This window comes from Bacillus sp. FSL K6-0138 (assembly GCF_037982765.1).
Classification (GTDB): Bacteria; Bacillota; Bacilli; order Bacillales; family Bacillaceae; genus Bacillus; species Bacillus glycinifermentans.
The window spans coordinates 791,810-808,222 of sequence record NZ_CP150286.1; the positions used below are offsets into that span (position 1 = coordinate 791,810).

12 protein-coding genes and 3 pseudogenes are annotated in these 16,413 nt (G+C 43.8%); 10 read left to right on the forward strand and 5 right to left on the reverse strand.

Features of this window, described 5'->3' with window-relative positions; translation table 11 throughout:
• The first annotated feature begins 14 nt into the window (after positions 1-14).
• From MHB78_RS04395 to MHB78_RS04425, 7 genes and pseudogenes are all read left to right on the forward strand, one after another.
• Positions 15-1,892: a prophage endopeptidase tail family protein gene (locus MHB78_RS04395; protein ID WP_231947513.1), complete on the forward strand. Its 1,878-nt coding sequence runs from the start codon at positions 15-17 to the stop codon at positions 1,890-1,892.
• Positions 1,893-1,910: 18 nt separating this feature from the next.
• Positions 1,911-4,478: a peptidase G2 autoproteolytic cleavage domain-containing protein gene (locus MHB78_RS04400; protein ID WP_046129171.1), complete on the forward strand. Its 2,568-nt coding sequence runs from the start codon at positions 1,911-1,913 to the stop codon at positions 4,476-4,478.
• 12 nt (positions 4,479-4,490) lie between these two features.
• Positions 4,491-6,104 carry a phage baseplate upper protein gene (locus MHB78_RS04405; RefSeq protein WP_046129172.1) on the forward strand — a complete coding sequence of 538 codons (1,614 nt, stop codon included), beginning with the start codon at positions 4,491-4,493 and terminating at the stop codon, positions 6,102-6,104.
• A gap of 74 nt (positions 6,105-6,178) precedes the next feature.
• A complete protein-coding gene (locus tag MHB78_RS04410) occupies positions 6,179-6,448 on the forward strand; it encodes a hemolysin XhlA family protein (protein ID WP_046129173.1) in 270 nt (89 codons plus the stop codon).
• Between the two features lie 15 nt (positions 6,449-6,463).
• Positions 6,464-6,727: a phage holin gene (locus MHB78_RS04415; protein WP_046129174.1), complete on the forward strand. Its 264-nt coding sequence runs from the start codon at positions 6,464-6,466 to the stop codon at positions 6,725-6,727.
• A 135-nt stretch (positions 6,728-6,862) separates the two neighbouring features.
• A pseudogene (locus MHB78_RS04420) lies at positions 6,863-7,492 on the forward strand (N-acetylmuramoyl-L-alanine amidase); the annotation flags it as partial.
• 111 nt (positions 7,493-7,603) lie between these two features.
• Positions 7,604-7,858 (forward strand): annotated as a pseudogene (locus MHB78_RS04425) (peptidoglycan-binding domain-containing protein); the annotation flags it as partial.
• Positions 7,859-8,103: 245 nt separating this feature from the next.
• Here the strand turns inward: MHB78_RS04425 and MHB78_RS04430 are convergent.
• Positions 8,104-8,673 (reverse strand): hypothetical protein, encoded by a 570-nt coding sequence (locus MHB78_RS04430; RefSeq protein ID WP_046129176.1) that lies wholly within the window; start codon positions 8,671-8,673, stop codon positions 8,104-8,106.
• A gap of 226 nt (positions 8,674-8,899) precedes the next feature.
• Between MHB78_RS04430 and MHB78_RS04435 the strand changes: the two genes are divergently transcribed.
• Entirely contained in the window at positions 8,900-9,118 is a 219-nt protein-coding gene (locus tag MHB78_RS04435; RefSeq protein ID WP_046129177.1) for a transcriptional regulator, read from the forward strand.
• A gap of 42 nt (positions 9,119-9,160) precedes the next feature.
• Here the strand turns inward: MHB78_RS04435 and MHB78_RS04440 are convergent, their stop codons facing one another.
• Positions 9,161-9,475, reverse strand: coding sequence for a DUF1827 family protein (locus MHB78_RS04440; protein WP_046129178.1), 315 nt, complete (start codon positions 9,473-9,475; stop codon positions 9,161-9,163).
• 1,323 nt (positions 9,476-10,798) lie between these two features.
• On the opposite strand from MHB78_RS04440, the gene xynD reads away from it, so the two are divergent.
• Both xynD and xynC read left to right on the forward strand, forming a co-directional pair.
• A complete protein-coding gene (gene xynD, locus MHB78_RS04445) occupies positions 10,799-12,334 on the forward strand; it encodes an alpha-L-arabinofuranosidase (protein ID WP_046129180.1) in 1,536 nt (511 codons plus the stop codon).
• Positions 12,335-12,569: 235 nt separating this feature from the next.
• A pseudogene (gene xynC, locus MHB78_RS04450) lies at positions 12,570-13,842 on the forward strand (glucuronoarabinoxylan endo-1,4-beta-xylanase XynC).
• A gap of 295 nt (positions 13,843-14,137) precedes the next feature.
• Here the strand turns inward: xynC and MHB78_RS04455 are convergent.
• The 3 genes from MHB78_RS04455 to MHB78_RS04465 form a co-directional block, all read right to left on the reverse strand.
• The gene (locus MHB78_RS04455) at positions 14,138-14,617 is read right to left on the reverse strand and encodes a DUF6022 family protein (RefSeq protein WP_052948493.1); all 480 of its coding nucleotides are present in this window, start codon (positions 14,615-14,617) and stop codon (positions 14,138-14,140) included.
• A 163-nt stretch (positions 14,618-14,780) separates the two neighbouring features.
• Positions 14,781-15,173, reverse strand: a complete 393-nt coding sequence (locus MHB78_RS04460; protein WP_046129182.1) for a YrvL family regulatory protein — start codon at positions 15,171-15,173, stop codon at positions 14,781-14,783.
• 69 nt (positions 15,174-15,242) lie between these two features.
• Entirely contained in the window at positions 15,243-16,394 is a 1,152-nt protein-coding gene (locus tag MHB78_RS04465) for an oxalate decarboxylase family bicupin (protein ID WP_046129183.1), read from the reverse strand.
• Between the last annotated feature and the right edge of the window lie 19 nt (positions 16,395-16,413).

Genomic DNA, 16,413 nt, shown 5'->3' on the forward strand with positions numbered 1-16,413 from the left:
AAAAGGTGAATCAAATGTATGTTCAAGATCGGTTTACAGGTCAAAAATATGAAATTGTAGATGCCGCCCCACGTGTAACGGATGGAGTTGACGGGAAAAAAATTCTGGATTTTACTCTTGAAAATAGTTTAAGTGACCCATTGGCATTTAATGCGTTAACTGGCCGTAATCTTATCGTTATCGATGAGAGGGTTTTTAAAAATCAAAAATATGTCATTCGAAATGTTCAAATCTCTCAAGATGGAGAATGGCTATCAAAGTCGATCTCGGCCAATCATATTTACGTCTTTTTGCTTGGAAAAAATCGCGTAGATGACGTGATAACGGGGGAAATTTCTCTTGATAAAGCCCTTAGACACGCCCTGAAAGGCAGCAATTTCACTTTTGAAATTATGGCTGATGCCAGAGACATCAAGCCCGTAAAAACTGATAGTTTCGGGGATTCTTTTTCCATTGACCTGATGGACTCTATCGCCTCTAATTACAATGTTGAATTTGATGTGAATAATAAGCATATCTACGTGTATAAAAAGATGGGCCGTAGAATTAATAAAACCCTTGATACCAGGGCAAATATACAAGGACTACAGATTCAAATATCCGAAGATAATACGGCCACACGCGGGCGCGGCTATGGGAAACAAAAAGAAGAAAAAGACATGTTGGGTGACGAATCAATCGGATACGAATCAAAAACGGGTTCATGGACTTATGATGAGTCATTAAAAGCTGATAAAACATCAAAAATTGGTTCAGCTTTTACTTTCTCTTTTACAGGCACAGGATTCAGGTTTAAAACTCTGACTTCGAAGCTTGGCGGTAAATGGGAATTTGTCATTGATAAAGATACAACGAAGACGATTTCAGTTTATAAAGACAATGATCCGAAAGAGGAAGTTATAGAAGTGGTCCGGGGCTTGGACCATAAAAAGCATAATGTCGTGGCAACCTTTAAAAGCAAGGACAGCAAAAACCCAAACACAAAAGGCACAAAAGGTGCTGCGCCAGTTATGTACTTGCTTCGCGGAAATATATTTGAGATTTACAGAGAATTTAAAAATGAAGATGAAAAATATGTGTTTCCTCCCGTCCTTTTTGTTCATCCGAATGAAAAGGATTTTTTAATTGAAGGGCAGCCGACATGGGCAGAAACCATAAGAGACGAATCGATTACAAAGGCGGAAGATATGAAAGCCCTCTTGAAACAAAAAGTTAATCCGTTTCCAGAGGTCACAGTTGATATTGATTTTGAAGAAATTGAGGTCCCTGAGTTGAAAGGCATAGAAGACAAGATCACAAAAGGGGATACCATCCACGTCATTGCGGATACGCCTCAAAACGGCATTACATTTGAGGATGATCTGCGCGCGGTGAGTATGGTCTATAATCCGTTGGATGACATCGAAAAGCCAGAAGTCACTTTCTCCAACTTTAGAAAAGACCTGATTGATATTCAACTGGACAGCAGGCGCCGCATTAAAAAACAAGAAAGGTATCTGATCGAACAAAAAAATCAGATACTGGCCCAAATACAGGCGGCCAAAGCGGAGCTTCTTAATGTGGTGAACGCAACACAAAGCAAAATCCCCGGAAACTTTACGTATACACTGACCTTTAATTCTGGTGTTTGGGCGGTCACGGGCGGTCCGGGGAATGTTTCTGTCAGTTCTTCTGCCCTCCTTTTGGAAACTGATGATGATTTTCAAATTAAGTATGTGACATCTGAAAGTTCAACGGTCATGAAACAAAACAACGTTTCGGCCTCTGTTGATTATGAAGAAAATCAAACTGACAGCTTTACAGTTTCCCTTCTTCAAAACGGAAAACTATTGAATCCAGTAAACGCCCCGGAAGGTTCAAAAATAACAATTCTGATCGTGGGCTACAGTTAAGGAAGGTTGGTGATAATCATGGTTCAATTAGAAAAACAGCATAATCCTGTCCCTAATGCAAAGCTTCTTTCACAATTGGACGAAAATGCACGGTTGACGGAAGAGGCAATTAACGGCAATATCAAGGCTTTAAATTCTCATAAGGAAGCTAAAACCGCCCACACGTCGGAACAAATCGACCACGGCGGGTTTACAGTTGCGAACCGATTAAATAATTTTTCAGCGCGGTTTGCTAACCTTGTTGTGAATCATGACGGAAAAGATGTAAAAGAGGTCGTGGATGCCAGGGTGACAACTGACGGGAAAATCGCACAAACGTTGAAAGACCGGCTGGATTTAGAATTTAATAAGCTTGAACAAAAAATAAAAAGGGAAGTATATGTGGATGATTTCGGTGCTGTTCCGGATGGGGAAACCGACAGCACGGAGGCATTCAGAAAGGCCGTAGGGGACGGCAATGTAAGGGTCCATTTAAGTGCTGGCACTTATGTGGTTCGAGGGGTTAAGCTCCCATCCTGGACATATCTGATCGGTCAGGGAAAAGGTGTTACAACCCTCAAGCTTCATGAAGACACACCCGCCAGCGAATGGGTGATCACAAACACCGATTATAAAAACGGGAACCGAAATATTTTTGTACAAGGAATGTCCCTTGATTGGAACCCGGAAAGGCAGGGCGGCGTCGGGGCTACTGGCGGACAACATTCAAGCTGTTTGACATATGCCAAAGTAAAATTTGGGTGGGTGAAGGATGTCGAGGCCATCAATGCGGGGCTTCATGGCATTGATATTACATCGCCGACATATGACCACCTGCCTGATACCGACTGGACAAAAGACGGTTCCAAATACATTTGGGTCGATAATTGTGTGGCGTATGGCGCAGGGGATGACGGCATTACCACGCATTACAGCGAATACGTTTTTATTTCAAATTCTCATTCGGTTAATCAGCGCGGTACGGCTCACCCGAAAGGGCAGTCAAACTCAAACGGCATTGAAGTTGATGACGGATCAAAAAACGTTTGGCTGATCAATAACTATACATCCGGTAATATCCGGGGTGTAGAAGTTAAAGCACATACTGAATGGCCAGCATCTCAAAACGTTCATGTCATCGGCCATGTGTCTTATCGTGATGTGCGTTCTTTTGATTTAAGGCATATCGGGCACCATAAGGCAGCCGATCCGGAAAGTACGACGGCCTATGATGTCACCTTGACGGATTGTACAGCCATCGAACCGGTATTCAATGACATGTATGCAGGGCTGTCGCCGCGTGCGTTAGTTGTATCGGCCTATAAAAATGTTCAGATTAACGGATTTACGGCCATCGGTGACCCGAATTATGATTACAAAAATAATCCGGCTATCGCGTTCCAGTACAAGTGCCGCAACATTACGGTGAACGGGATTAAAATTCGCGGTTTCAAGAAGGCTGGTATGGACATTCATGTTATCGGAGGGGATCAAAAGTCCGATCATGTTAAAATTTCAAACATTGACATTCGGGAATCTGCACCCCAGGCCATCGGGTTAGGGGGAGGCGTCTATAACGTTTCTCTAATCAGTGGGTCGCTTATTGGTTCAAATGGAACCTATGGGATTACATCACCGAACAACCAAGCCTTAATCTTCGGCATCACGGCCGAAGGCTATGAAGTGCCGGCGATGCTTGCCAATAACAAATATCCATTTGTACCGACGAATATCCCCGGCGGTTTTAAAGCTGCAGCGGCTTCAAGCGTTGTTCTTGATGAATCCAGCGCCATTGTAGGGGCTACCGGGGCCAATATTGCAAAAGGCCCGCGGAATTTCATGGGCGGTGTATCAGGCGGCTCCTCCACAGAGGGATCAAGGCAAGCCATTATAGCGTCCAACAACTCGCACACAAAAGGGGACGGACCTGCAAGAGTGGTGATGGCTTCCCAGGCAGTTGTTAACGATGATAGTTATTCGGTAGGTGGTGGATACGGTAATGGTTCACCTTCGAAGGATAATATTAAATGGAAAATCGGCTCCACAAACGGAAATATCCAAGGTGTTGGCCGTGTGGAAAGCGTGTCCGACTTCAAAGACCTTGCGGAATATTTTGAGTCCAAAGACGGCCGCAAAATTGAATCCGGTTATCTGGTGACCTTGGACGGAGACAAGATCAGGAAAGCCGAAAAAGGGGACAGGGTCCTCGGAGTTATTTCTGAGACGGCCGGGGTCGTCATGGGCGGCGCGGCATTCTATTGGAATGACCGGTATCTTCGGAATGAGTTCGGCGGCATGATCTATGAAACGATTATCGATGACAGCGGCCGGAAACTCAAAATTCCAAAAGAAAATCCAAACTATATCCCTGACCTTGAATACATCCCACGGGAAGAACGGGATGAGTGGCATGTCGTCGGGTTGATCGGCCAGGTATATGTCAGGATTGATGAGACTATCCAGGCCGGGGACCGGATCGTACCAGTTGGCGGAATTGGAACTAAATCAGAAGATGGCGCAGGCTTTTATGTGATGCGTATTAAGCAGCCGTATTCTCTTCAAAAAGGATACGGTCTCGCCCAAATCTTCATACACCCACAGATGTAAGGAGGTTCAGTGATGATCTATAAAGAAGGTGAAGTAACTTTTGATATTAATGCTCGGGAATCCCCGGCTAAATCAACGAAAATACAATTTTTCACCCAGGACACGGGCAGCGCAAAGCTGTCTTTTTCTTTTACAAAAGACGGCGCCCCGTTGCCTCTTTCGGCGGTAGACGCCAAAATAGTCCTTCTGTATGCGGATGACTCGTTTTATAAACGCAGCCTGGCGCTGACGGACAAGGTAAACGGGAAAGCTGAATACGTCCTATCTGATGAAGAATTGAAACACTACGGCCAGGTAAGGGCTGAAATCAAGCTTTATTACACAAACGGCCAGGCTATCGCAACGGTTTATTTTACTTTCTTCATCGAGAAAACGCTCGAGGATCAAAATATTGTCCCAGTGGCGGAATATTACATTGATGATGTGGAATCGTTCCGGGCTGGTTTAAATAAAACCATGGATGAAATTAGCCAGACGGTTGAGGAACTTAAAGCCAAGTTTGCCGATCTTGAGAACATCGAGACAAAGGACGGTGCCCAGGAGAAGGCCGACACCGCGGAACAAAACGCCAAAAAATATACGGATGCCCAAGCAGCATCCAAAACTGATTTTGAAAGCCATAAGGCTGATGCTGTCAGCCATATAACGGCAGACGAAAGAAAAGCATGGAACGCAAAGGAAACACCGTCAGGAGCACAAGCGAAGGCGGATGCAGCAGAGAAGAAAGCAAAGGAATATGCTGATCAAGCGGCCGCGAATATTGTTGATTCGGCTCCGGAAACGCTCAATACGTTGAACGAGCTGGCCGAGGCCCTCGGCAACGATCCAAATTTTGCAACGACCATGACTACCCTTATTGGAACAAAAGAGACTCCGGCCGCCGCGCAAGAAAAAGCGGATAAAGCATTGGGTGACGCAAAAGCATACACGGATACCCATACAAAAAACGCATCGATCCATGTCACTCAGTCAGACAAAGACAAATGGAACGGCGGCCAGTTATCCAAAATAACCAATGACACCGGGGGTGTTTTTGTTTCGATTGGTGATACTGACGATTTTCTTGTGAAGCTTGTACAAGCTGGAAAACGATTCGGTACTTTTTATTCGACTGGCAAAGCCGCAAACGCGCCAAGTACAAATTCAACAAGAGGATTTTTTCATTTTACTGCAACCGATAGCAATGGATTGGGGACATTCGGTTATGTAATAGCCGTTGATTGGAGAAATAACGTTTTTTCAAACTATGTAGACGGAAACCTGGGCTGGCAGGGCTGGCGTCGGCTTCTATCAGATGCCGATATTTCCCCGGCCTGGAACAGTGCTACGCTAGTAAATGGGGCAACACAGGATACGAACTATCCATTGAAATTCTCCGTTAGTAACAACGTTCTATGGTTACGCGGCTCTGTCGGTTCGTTGCCGGCTTCGGGTACTGTAGTAGCGAAGTTCACAAATAAACCAACACAGGTTATAGATTTTACGGCTCCGACGATCGGATCGTATGGATCAGCACGCTTTGCATTTACAACCGACGGAGAACTAAGGTTTGACGGATTTATTTATGTCAATGATGCAACGAAGGTCACGAGAGTGTCGATCAATGAACCGATCCCATTGTGGTAAAGCACTTCAAAGTTGTTTTTTATTTTTGCCTCAAAGGAGGTGAAAACGATGTGAGAACAGGAGGATTAAGGGACATGCAGCAAACAAATGAATTGGACGTCTTTAAGCAGGAGATCACTGAGCTTAAAGCTGATCAAAAAACGCTCGAACAGCGTGTCAGCACTCTGGAAAGGGCGTCTGACCGACACGATCAGCAGATTATGTCCATCAATGAAAAGCTCAACAAGATTGAGGAAAATACCACGTGGATCAAGCGCAGCATTACCGGCGCTATCATAACGGCGGTTTGTACGCTGGTGATCTCCGGAATTGCGGCGCTTTTCATTAATTTTATTCAAAAATAAGGAGGAAAACACAATATGAAAAACTTTGACAAAGGCACGGTGGTTCGCACGGTGCTTCTTTTTATTGCGTTGGTAAACCAAACTTTGATCATGTTCGGGAAGGCTGCTCTTCCGGTCACCGAGGACCAGGTCAACACGCTGGCAGATACTTTGTATATGGCTGGCTCCACAGTGTTTACCATCGTCACGTCTGTGGTCGCTTGGTATAAAAACAACTATGTGACAGGCAAAGGAAAGCTGCAAAAAGAAGTTCTAAAACAAAAAGGATTAACGAAATGAGGTTGCCGGCCGGCAGCCTTTTTTATTTAAAACAAAATAGGAGTGGTTCAAATGGTTAAAGTTGTGAAGAATTATGTGAAAGTCAATCAGTATACCCGGCCGGGTCTGAAAATGTCGGGAGTTAAAGGCATTGTCATGCACTGGACGGCGACACCCGGCGCTTCTGCATTGAATGAACGAAATTATTTCAATGGCACCTGTATTGCCGCAGAGCGTTACGCGTCAGCCCACTATTTTGTAGACCGCAAGGAAGCGCAGCAAATCATCCCTGAAAACGAAGTTGCATACCATGCCCATGATCAAAACCGGTGCTATGTCAGCTTTTTAAAACCAAACGCCAACACAACGGCGATCGGCGTTGAAATGTGCGTCGAAAAAGACGGCAAGATTCACAGCGAAACCGTTCAAAATGCTGCTGAATTGGTTGCCGATCTGTGCAAGCGTTACGGCCTTTCTACAGACAGAATTGTCCGGCATTACGATGTGACAAACAAAAACTGTCCGGCGCCTTGGGTGAGCGATTCCAGCCAGCTTACAGCTTTTCGGAAAAAAGTCGCCGCCTTGCTTGGGAATAAAACTGTGTCAAACACGACGGCACCCACCAGCCAGTCGAGCAAATCAACAGGGACCATCCTCAAAAAGGGATCGTCAGGTTCCAAAGTAAAAGAGCTGCAAAAGCGTTTGATTGCTGCGGGCTTCTCGCTGCCGAAGTACGGGGCCGATGGCTCGTATGGCAATGAAACAGTGCAAGCTGTCAAAGCCCTTCAAAAGAAATCAGGGATTACAGCAGATGGAATTTATGGACCGGCTACCGAAAAGGCACTCGCGACCATTGAAGCGAAAAAGAAAAAATCATCATCAAGCGGCAAAAAATCATCCTACACGCTGCCGTCTGGTATCTATAAAGTCAAAAGCCCGCTGATGAAAGGAACGGCTGTCCGGCAGATTCAGGAGGCGTTAGCTGCCCTTTATTATTACCCAGACAAGGGTGCCAAAAATAACGGTATTGATGGTTATTATGGGCCGAAAACGGCAAATGCGGTCAAGCGGTTCCAAATGATGCACGGGCTGTCTGCCGACGGTATTTACGGACCGAAGACAAAGGCGAAACTTGAATCTCTGTTAAAGTAAAGAAAATTTTTTGGCGATATTCAAAATTCTTTTATGCACAATAAAAACCCCCAAATGGGGGTTTTTTTAAATGAAACTGAATATGACGTATATCGCAACTTCAGCTACAAGTAAATAAATCATGTACCTTGCATATCTATACACATCATCGTCATCAGCACTTTTTTTACTTTTAAATGTCCATGCAAATAAACCTAAAACGGTTAACGCTAAGATGACTTCAACTATTGTTAATGGAGACATTTTTACCACTTCCCTCGACATTTCCATCCATAGTATCCCAACTCTATTGCAAGAGACGCTGCATTAACTTTCATCCCAGATTTAATCAAAGTTTTGAACATTAATCTTGCGGCTAAATCATACTGCTTAGTTTTGATATATGTAAAGATAGCACCATTTAAAAATTGACGCGCTATATTTCCATAACTACCAATCATTTTGTTTACAACACATTTACCAAAAGCAGTTGCACTAGCAACCTGAAAACTAGACTTCTGAAAAGAAGAGTCTGACGCCATTAACTCTTTTAGTTTCAAGGCAGCGGGATCACCCTCCAACACTTTTTGATCAAACAATTCCTTGTTTTTAATAACATAACCATCATTAGTTAGTTCCCCAACTTCTTCGAAGTAAAACTTTAATATTTCCTCTAATTCCTTTTCTGAATAATCACCAGAATCGGAATAGATTTTAACCTGGGAATTCGGCAATTCGCTTGCCTGTGAAATTTGAGGTACAGCAAAGGTTACTAATAAGAAAGCTGTTAGCAATAGGATAAATGGTTTACAGACTCTTTTAGCTATCGTCTCCACTTTTCTCTCTCCCTTATAATGTATTTGGTATTGTATAGATTACCATAAAATGAGTGGTGATGCCTCTGAATATTGAAAAATAGTAAAAAAGATACATTTTAAAAGCGGGAACTTGAATCTGGTCAATAATGATTTTGATACGAAAATACGTTCCCTTTCTATAGAAAAAGAAACACCTGTTTGATATAATTGTCATAGGTAAAACAGACCAATGGAGGGGGATACTATGAAAAGAACCGAACAAATATTAGAAGCTATAGACGAATTAACTAAAGAAAAAGGTTTTCCGCCCTCTGTTAGGGAAATAAGTGAAAGAGTCGGTTTAAAATCTTCAAGTACAACAAAAGGTCACCTTGACCGATTGCGTAAAAAGGGGCTTGTTGATTGGGAAGAAGGTAAGCCGAGAACGTTACATCTATTATATAAAGAAAAAGCCACCATTTAGATTGGTGGCATTGTTGTTTTATGCAATGTGTAAAGCCCAACTCTAATGGGAAGGGCTTTTAACTTTAAATTCTTCGTGAATATGTATCACGCCGGATGCGCTTGTATAAATCGTTGTTTTTTCGAGATTTGTTTTCATTTTGCGTGTAATAAATTTCTTGATTTCTGCTTTTCTCACAGGTCTTTCACGATTTGAAACACTTCCGTGTTGTCCTTTTGAATGAGTCTGAAGAATAAACATAGTATCTGTTCCCCGAATCATATACACTTTTATATCGCTTTCATCATTTGTGTTTTGTGCCATTTTCATTTTTGCAATGACTTCTGGATGATCAACGGTGACATCTATAAATTTCAAGTTATCTCCTCCTCTTTAAGTTAATCATAAAGAACGTGTGTTCCCTTGTCAATTCTAAAAAGACCCACCAAATGGCGGGCTATTTGAATAGTTTACCAAGCAATTTTCCAGTCGTTTTTCCAGCAGCGCGACGGGCAATCCGTTTCCCCACTGTTCCTTTTTTAACCGCGTTTACATCTCCCAAAATCCTAGCCGTCTTGTATAAAAATGATCTGATTTTGTTAATACTCATTTGCCCTCGTCCCTTTTAAGTTGATGATTTTATTATAACAAATCCTTGTTAACCATCGATAAAATAAACATTGTTTGTGGTAACATTTTGGTCACAAAAGTTTAAAATTTTTGTTTTATGACTATTTTTTTGTGTTAGCCGAAAAGCTGATATATCAACGCTTTGTTTTACTTTTCAATCTATTAACATTCAGTTTAATAGACTCCCACCGTCTCCATACATAGTAATGAAACCGGCGGTCAAGGGAGGGTGACACACCTTTTTTGACCGGCGAGGAGAAATGAATGATGGAAAAAACCGCTGTTTGGAAACAGCGGTTTTTTATATGTCATAAAATGTTAAGCTTCTACAGCACTGGTGTAAATTCATTGAAGAACACAAAAATTAATCATCCCATCTTGCAACTTCTCTTGCCATTCGTTGCAACTTATTTTTGAATAAAATGTGCCCCTCCTATCCATAAGGCGGATATCCTCAAACCTATGACCTGTTTTTCTTGAAATAAAATGAAATTGGTTCTTAAGAAGGAATTTTAAGATTTAGTTTTCTTAATATTCAAAAAACAATTTACATCAGGTGATAAATGTAAGCGGTTTTCATTGGGATGTTATTGACTTAGAGTGATAATCAAAGACAATAAGCAGTCATCTTATATGAACTGCAAATAACTTGCCGCTGAAAGTTCGCAGAAATAAAAGTAAACGGATGATAACTTGCCGCCGGGAATGACACGAAAGATGCCGAGGCGAGTGCTCAGCTGATGAAAGACGGACGTTACTCAAAATCCGCTTTTTGGAAGAACTTAAGTCCGTCTCCGAGAGGAAATGAAGCTATACAATTGGCATGATATCGCTGAGTTTAAGACTCTTGCCGCATGGTCGTTTCCTGTATTTGTATAAATATAGTTTCCATTTTATGGGTGATTCATGACATGTTGTCATCAAATGTTAAAAGAAAACCCCTATTTTAAGGAAAAAGAAGGATGTTAAATGATGAGTAAAAAGTGTAGCGTATGTTTACGGGTTCTTCATCACTTGTCATTAAATTCTAAAGAACCTTCCCACTTTAAGGAAAAAGGAGGATGTTAAGCTATGAGTAAAAAGTGTAGCGTATGTTTATTGGTTCTTGCTTTATTATTGAGTTGCTTATATGGGGAGTCTGCGTCTGCTGCAAGTACTACAATTGCAAAACACGTAGGGAATTCAAACCCGCTTATAGACCATCATTTGGGAGCAGATCCGTTTGCGCTGACCTATAACGGAAGAGTCTACATCTATATGTCAAGTGATGACTATGAATATAATAGCAACGGAACGATTAAAGATAATTCATTTGCCCATTTGAATAGAGTATTCGTCATATCTTCAGCGGATATGGTGAACTGGACAGACCACGGAGCCATTCCGGTAGCAGGTGCCAATGGTAATGGAGGCCGTGGGATTGCAAAATGGGCAGGTGCGTCCTGGGCACCGTCAGTCGCAGTTAAAAAAATCAATGGCAAGGATAAATTCTTCCTTTATTTCGCAAACAGCGGCGGAGGTATCGGGGTTCTCACCGCAGACAGCCCGATTGGTCCATGGACCGACCCAATCGGAAAAGCGCTCGTAACGCCAAGTACGCCAGGAATGTCCGGTGTTGTATGGCTTTTTGATCCTGCAGTATTTGTAGATGATGACGGCACCGGTTACCTGTATGCCGGGGGAGGCGTTCCTGGCGGTTCAAATCCAACGCAGGGACAATGGGCCAATCCTAAAACAGCAAGAGTCATAAAATTGGGGCCTGATATGACGAGTGTTGTTGGAAGTGCATCTACAATTGATGCGCCTTTCATGTTTGAAGATTCGGGATTGCACAAGTATAACGGAAAATATTACTATTCCTATTGCATCAATTTCGGCGGCACGCACCCGGCCGATAAACCCCAGGGTGAGATCGGCTACATGACCAGTTCAAGTCCCATGGGTCCCTTTACGTATAGAGGGCACTTCCTGAAAAATCCGGGTGCATTTTTCGGAGGTGGCGGAAACAACCATCATGCTGTTTTCAATTTTAAAAACGAGTGGTATGTCGTGTACCATGCTCAAACTGTCAGTTCCGCTCTGTTCGGGGCCGGCAAAGGATACCGTTCTCCCCATATTAATAAGCTGGTGCATAATCCAGATGGATCCATTCAAGAGGTAGCGGCAAATTATGCAGGTGTAACACAGCTTTCCAATTTAAACCCATATAACCGGGTAGAAGCTGAAACGTTTGCCTGGAATGGACGCATTTTGACAGAGAAGTCCTCAAGCCACGGCGGTCCAGTAAATAATCAACATGTAACAAATATTCACAATGGAGACTGGATTGCTGTAGGAAATGCAGACTTCGGAGCGGGCGGCGCCAGGACGTTTAAAGCAAATGTAGCATCCACTGTAGGTGGGAAAATAGAAGTGCGCCTCGACAGTGCAGACGGTAAGCTTGTTGGAACCCTGAATGTACCTTCCACAGGCGGAGCGCAAACCTGGAGAGAAATAGAAACTGCGGTAAGCGGCGCAACCGGTGTGCACAAAGTTTTCTTTGTATTTACCGGAACAGGTACAGGCAACTTATTTAATTTTGATTACTGGCAGTTTACGCAAAGATAGCACCGGCAACCTTAAGAAACGAGACGGGTGCAGAACTGACCAAAACGCCGGAGCAGCCCCCCATTCTGGATATTCAGGTAATTATAACGGGTTTTCAAGGAAAAGTTTGATATACCGCATGGAGCAAAAGGCTGTTTCAAAGATGAGAAACACCTTTTGTTTGCAATATTTAAAGGAGACAGAACAGATTTTTCTAATACCGTAAAAGACACAGATTTTTGAAGGAGAGGAAAAAATGATTTCATGCTTAAAAAAACCAATTTGTGTATTATTGGTATGTTTCACTATGCTGTCAGTTATGTTAACCGGACCAGGCGCTACTGAAGTGTTGGCAGCAAGTGATGTAACAGTTAATCTATCTGCAGAAAAACAAGTGATTCGCGGTTTTGGAGGGATGAATCACCCGGCTTGGATTGGGGACCTTACAGCAGCTCAAAGAGAAACCGCTTTTGGCAATGGACAGAATCAGTTAGGTTTTTCAATCTTAAGAATTCATGTAGATGAAAATAGAAATAATTGGTACAGAGAAGTGGAGACTGCAAAGAGTGCGGTCAAACATGGAGCAATCGTTTTTGCTTCTCCCTGGAATCCTCCAAGCGACATGGTTGAGACCTTCAATCGCAATGGTGATACATCGGCTAAACGGCTGAGATACGATAAGTACGCCGCATACGCGCAGCATCTTAACGATTTTGTTACCTTCATGAAGAATAATGGTGTGAATCTTTATGCGATTTCTGTTCAAAACGAGCCTGATTATGCACACGACTGGACGTGGTGGACCCCGCAAGAAATGCTTCGCTTTATGAGAGAAAACGCCGGCCCGATTAATGCCCGTGTCATTGCGCCTGAGTCATTTCAATACTTGAAGAATATGTCGGATCCGATTTTGAACGATCCGCAGGCTCTTACCAACATGGATATTCTCGGAACCCACCTGTACGGCACCCAGGTCAGTCAATTCCCTTATCCTCTTTTCAAACAAAAAGGAGCGGGCAAGGACCTTTGGATGACGGAAGTATACTATCCGAACAGTGATAACAACTCGGCGGATCGATGGCCCGAGGCATTGGATGTTTCACAACATATTCACAATTCGATGGTAGAGGGGGATTTTCAAGCTTATGTATGGTGGTACATCCGAAGATCATACGGTCCTATGAAAGAAGACGGTAAGATCAGCAAACGCGGTTACAATATGGCTCATTTCTCGAAGTTTGTGCGTCCCGGCTATGTAAGGGTTGATGCAACGAAAAATCCTAATGCGAACGTTTACGTGTCAGCCTATAAAGGTGACAACAAGGTCGTTATTGTCGCCATTAACAAAAGCAACACAGGAGTCCAACCAAAACTTTGTTTTGCAGAATGGATCTGCTTCTCAGGTATCTAGATGGATCACGAGCAGCAGCAGCAATCTTCAACCTGGAACGAATCTCAATGTAACGGGCAATCATTTTTGGGCCCATCTTCCAGCTCAAAGCGTGACAACATTTGTCGCAAATCGTTAGCGGCACCCAAGGCAGCGGTGCCGCGTTGGAGCGGATACGGATTTAGAAGCCGTATACATTAACCGCCGATCCGGGGCAATACGAGTACCGGGGGTGCCGCCTTTGCCTTGCTCCGGTGAGCCATACAGTAGAATGGTATCTTCTGTATGCGATGAACAGGAACAAGAAATAAAATGAAGCGAATGGTGGTACAAAAACCCCGGAGGCTTGTTAAGCAAAACATTTGCCGAAATTCAACATAGCGGCTTGCATTCGGTTACATCCAAGAGGGGTTTTGCTGTAAAAGGTATTTCACTTAGCCGGTTTCCTTCATCCGCTTAACAGCCTCCACAATGCTGCCCCTTTCTGTTTCTCTTATGGCAGAAATTTTCGGAGCTTTCGGCACGTTGAAGCCTGCATGGGAATGGAAGAAATCGAAGAGCAGGGTGCCGGTCAGGTTGTTTTGCCGATCGCTGACGACGATCCAAAAGACCCTTGAACGTTGATCTTCCGTACCCCATTTTTCGATGGAATGTCTGAAATTGAGCGATTTTCCGATCAGAAAATCGCTTTTTTTAGTGTCGTGCGTCGTTTTGAAGCCGCATGCCTCAAGGCTTTCAAATACTGGAGGCATCAGCTTGTCAAGGTAAAGGCCGTAGGTCGAATCCTCCAACTCGGGAAAAGCTTTCATTAATTCTTCATAATGGTCATGCAGCGCTTTTTTCCAATTGTTGCTGACGAAGCGCTGCATCTGTTCACCGATTTCCTCAATGGACATGTTTCCGCAAAATTCCATATTGCAAACCCTCCTTTTTTTGATCATGCACCTTTAGCTTATAACATGCATGCAAATGGCAACGTTTTTCACACTTTTGAGCAGTGCAGAAGGGGGCGCTTCGGAAAAACTTTATAATGTGCTATAAGGAAGCCGTAATGCCGCGCTCTCATCCGCAGTTGGGCTATGGTTTATACACAAGGCGGGGATAGAGCATTTTGTCGACGATGAAAAATGATACGGCCATCACGATTTCAGCAGATGTCGACAGATATATGTCATCCAAAAATTCATCAGCTGTAAATACGGCAGTCCATAAAAAAAGGACAGCGGTGATGTCGCTTGCTAGAACGGCTGCCCATTGACGGAGCCGAAGCCTTCTGATCGTGAGGATCATGATCTTTTCGACAGGTTCGATCATAAGTGTCAGCGCGATATATGCGAAAGTAAAAATGAACACGGAGCCGAATGATTGAAAAAAAGCGCCCAATAGCTGAAACAAAACAGAAATTCCTATAAAGTGCCCTGCAAAAATACAAGCCGCTGAGATGCAGCAGACGGCTATTTTTTTGAACATGAGATCACAGCTCCTTTTATGGTATGTAAACAGCCGGAGGGCTTGCGGAAAGCAAGCCCTGGCATCTTTTTATTTACAATGTTTAACGACTGGATGTTTTTGTTTGCAAAGCGTTTTCATCAATTCTGCGCCCTCATCCAGGTGGTCGCGGACGAGCGTTTCAGGAAGAAGCGCGAGCCATTGATTCAAGGATATGTCTGCGTAATGGTCGTCTTTGAAAATTTCGAGGAAGCGAAGCGGTTTGTCCCCGGTATTTTGAACATAGTGCCCCATGGCAAACGGTACATAGCCGACATCGCCCGCCCGGTAATTAAATGTTCTTGCATGTCCGTCGGAGGCAAACACGGTCATTTTCGCTTCGCCTGAAATGTAATATTGCCATTCATCTGTATTTGGGTGCCAGTGCAGCTCCCTCATTCCGCCCGGCTCGACTTCGACCAAGGCTGCGGCAATCGTTTTCGATGCTTTAAAGTTCGTCGAATCGGCGATCCACACCTTTCCTCCGCTCGATGCGATCGGTTCCTGCTCAAGCAGCCGGTAGCTGAACGATTCAGGCACCGTTCCGTTCGGACTGTCAACCTTGTCATTTTCGAGAGAACCTGGGATCGCTTTTTGGAAAATGTATTTTTCCTCATCTGGAAGCGCTGCGACGATCTCCTCTGAAATTCCGAAGTTGGCGGCTATGACGTCGTCAGGTGTATGGGCCAGCCAATCCGTCACCTGGAAGGTGCTGTTTTCCGAGAAAGAGCCGTCATCGAAGACGAGCAGAAATTCGCAGCCTTCATCAAGAGCTTGTATAGAATGAGGAAGCCCGGACGGAAAATACCATAAATCGCCTTCCTTGACATCTTCGATAAAATTTTTCCCGTCTTGATCAACTGAGGTAATGCGTGCGGAGCCGTACAGCATATATGCCCATTCCGCTTCTTTATGCCAGTGCAGCTCTCTGATCGCGCCGGGTTTCAGCCTCATGTTGACGGAAGCGATATTGTCTGAAACTGGCAGTTCACGGACGGTTACTTCCCTCGCATAGCCCCCTGTTTCAAGACGGTTGTGGACATCGGAAAATGAGAACTTCATGTTTGGAACGGTACCGTGATCGGTTTCAGGCGGAACGAGCATGTCCGGATTTTGCCGGTCGCGTTCGATGTTGTGCGGAATTTTGGTTGTAGCCCCTTTTTCTCCTCTGATCGGTTCTGGAATCTGTTTGTTTTTTTCCATTGTGAACATCTCCTTTTTT

Excerpts from the sequence above, each read along its gene's own strand:
- MHB78_RS04395 (WP_231947513.1), top strand. The coding sequence starts at position 15 with ATGTATGTTCAAGATCGGTTTACAGGTCAAAAATATGAAATTGTAGAT.
- MHB78_RS04400 (WP_046129171.1), top strand. The coding sequence starts at position 1,911 with ATGGTTCAATTAGAAAAACAGCATAATCCTGTCCCTAATGCAAAGCTT.
- MHB78_RS04405 (WP_046129172.1), top strand. The coding sequence starts at position 4,491 with ATGATCTATAAAGAAGGTGAAGTAACTTTTGATATTAATGCTCGGGAA.
- MHB78_RS04410 (WP_046129173.1), top strand. The coding sequence starts at position 6,179 with ATGCAGCAAACAAATGAATTGGACGTCTTTAAGCAGGAGATCACTGAG.
- MHB78_RS04415 (WP_046129174.1), top strand. The coding sequence starts at position 6,464 with ATGAAAAACTTTGACAAAGGCACGGTGGTTCGCACGGTGCTTCTTTTT.
- MHB78_RS04435 (WP_046129177.1), top strand. The coding sequence starts at position 8,900 with ATGAAAAGAACCGAACAAATATTAGAAGCTATAGACGAATTAACTAAA.
- xynD (WP_046129180.1), top strand. The coding sequence starts at position 10,799 with ATGAGTAAAAAGTGTAGCGTATGTTTATTGGTTCTTGCTTTATTATTG.
- MHB78_RS04455 (WP_052948493.1), bottom strand. The coding sequence starts at position 14,617 with ATGGAATTTTGCGGAAACATGTCCATTGAGGAAATCGGTGAACAGATG.
- MHB78_RS04460 (WP_046129182.1), bottom strand. The coding sequence starts at position 15,173 with ATGTTCAAAAAAATAGCCGTCTGCTGCATCTCAGCGGCTTGTATTTTT.
- MHB78_RS04465 (WP_046129183.1), bottom strand. The coding sequence starts at position 16,394 with ATGGAAAAAAACAAACAGATTCCAGAACCGATCAGAGGAGAAAAAGGG.